This window comes from Robbsia betulipollinis (assembly GCF_026624755.1).
GTDB classification, from domain to species: Bacteria; Pseudomonadota; Gammaproteobacteria; order Burkholderiales; family Burkholderiaceae; genus Robbsia; species Robbsia betulipollinis.
Genome location: NZ_JAPMXC010000024.1, coordinates 1 through 2213, shown reverse-complemented (window position 1 = coordinate 2213; position 2213 = coordinate 1). Strand labels below are relative to the sequence as shown.

Genomic DNA, 2213 nt, shown 5'->3' with positions numbered 1-2213 from the left:
TCGCATGGCATGAATCCAAACGTGCTGCGGCGCTGGATCAAGGAAATCGACAGCGCGAAGGCACTACCCCAAGTCCTCGAACAGCGGGCCGTCGATGTCCAATCGGCCTTCGTCACGCTGCCGATACCTGTTGCCATACCGCAAATTCGCGCGGCCGAGCCTGCCGACGTGCGTATCGAAATCCAACGCAAAGGCGCGGTGGTATCGATCATGTGGCCGGCTGCGCGCCTGAGCGAGAGTGCGGCCTGGGTGCGAGAGCTCACGCGATGATCCGCATCGACGCGATCTGGTTGGCCGTCGAGCCCATGGACATGCGAGCTGGCACCGAGACAGCGTTGGCCCGTGTGGTCAAGGTCTTCGGCGCGGCCCACCCGCACCACGCCTACCTCTTCGCCAATGCGCGCGCGAACCGGCTCAAGGTGCTGGTACACGACGGCTTCGGCGTCTGGCTCGCGGCCCGGCGCTTGAACACCGGGCGCTTCGTCTGGCCACGGCCCGGCGTCGACACGCAAATGGTGCTGTCCCCGGAGCAATTGGCCGCGCTCGTCCTGGGTCTGCCCTGGCAACGCCTGGGCGAGGCTGGCAGCATCCGTGTTATTTGAGACCGCACGGCAATGGGCATCTGCGCCAATAGGCAGACGCCCCTGCCGTTGGCAAAATGGTGCCCATGATCGATCCGACACAACTCCAGGCCATGGGCGCAGAAGAACTGCGCGCGCTGGCCATGCGGTTGCTTACGGATGTGCGACATAAAGATGCGGTGAATGCCAAGCTTACGCACGAGATCGCCGTGCTCAAGCGCTGGAAGTTCGCCGCGAAGAGCGAAAAGCTCCTACCCGAGCAGCACAGCCTGCTCGACGAGGCGATCGACGCCGACCTCATCGCCATCGAACACGAGCTCGCTCAGCTCGCCACGCCGGCTAAAAACGCGAGCGAGCCGGACAAGCCGCGTCGTGCCGCCTTGCCCGCGGACCTGCCGCGCGTGGTCCTGCACCACGAACCGGCCTCGACGCTGTGCCCATGCGGCTGCCAGTTGAAACGCATCGGCGAGGACGTGAGCGAGAAGCTCGATTACACGCCAGGCGTGTTCACGGTCGAGCGGCATATCCGCGGCAAGTGGGCGTGCGCGAAATGCGCGACATTGACGCAAGCACCGGTAGCCGCACACGTCATCGACAAAGGCATCCCGACGGCGGGACTCCTCGCCCATGTGCTGGTCGCGAAATTCGGCGATCATCTGCCGCTGTACCGTCAGGAAAGCATCTTTGCACGTGCGGGCTATGCGATTCCTCGTTCGACGCTGGGTGCATGGATCGGCGCCTGTGGCGTGCAACTGCAGCCACTGGTAGAAGCATTGCGCGAGCGGGTCGTACAGCATCCCGTGCTTCAGGCCGATGAGACACCGGTGGCGATGCTGATGCCGGGCAAAGGCAAAACGCATCGCGCCTATCTATGGACCTACACGCCGAGCGTGTTCGCGGCGATGCGCGGCGTCGTCTACGACTTCGCCGAGAGCCGGGCCGGGGAACATGCGCGCGCCTTCCTGGGCGAGTGGCAAGGCAAGCTGGTGTGCGACGACTTCGGCGGTTACAAGGCCTCGTTCGCGCAGGGCGTGACGGAAATCGGCTGCATGGCGCATGCACGGCGCAAGTTCCACGAATTGCACGCCAGTAGCCGCAGCCAGATTGCCGAGGAGGCGTTGAAGATCATCGCGCAACTTTACGAGATTGAGCAGGCGGTACGCGATCTCCCGCCCGCGGCGCGCCACGAGCGACGGCAAACGCAAAGCCGGCCGATTACCGATGCACTGCATACGTGGATGATGCAGCAGCGTGGGCGCGTGAGCGAAGGTTCGGCGATCGCGCGTGCACTCGATTACAGCCTGCGGCGATGGGAGGCGCTCACGCGCTACCTGGAGGACCCCGAGGTGCCGATCGACAATAACTGGGCGGAAAACCAAATCCGTCCGGTGGCCGTCGGGCGCAAGAACTGGCTATTTGCAGGGTCCCTGCGCGCGGGCAAACGGGCGGCGGCGATCATGAGTCTGATCCAGTCGGCCAAGCTCAACGGGCATGACCCCTACGTCTACCTCAAAGACGTCCTCACGCGGCTGCCTACGCATCTCGCACGCAATATCGATGAATTGCTGCCGCATAATTGGACGCCCACAGCGGCTTGAAGTTGGCGTCAAGATGGGATCGCCGGGCGCTTAC

At 64.0% G+C, this 2213-nt stretch carries 2 protein-coding genes and 1 pseudogene; all 3 read left to right on the top strand.

Translation table 11 applies throughout. The features are described from left to right. Positions 1-270 (top strand): annotated as a pseudogene (locus OVY01_RS22825) (hypothetical protein); the annotation flags it as partial. Continuing rightward, positions 267-602, top strand: a complete 336-nt coding sequence (gene tnpB, locus OVY01_RS22820; protein WP_267849937.1) for an IS66 family insertion sequence element accessory protein TnpB — start codon at positions 267-269, stop codon at positions 600-602. The pseudogene OVY01_RS22825 and the gene tnpB, both read left to right, overlap by 4 nt. 65 nt (positions 603-667) lie before the next feature. After that, positions 668-2179 (top strand): IS66 family transposase, encoded by a 1512-nt coding sequence (gene tnpC / locus OVY01_RS22815; RefSeq protein ID WP_432422300.1) that lies wholly within the window; start codon positions 668-670, stop codon positions 2177-2179. Positions 2180-2213 lie beyond the last annotated feature (34 nt).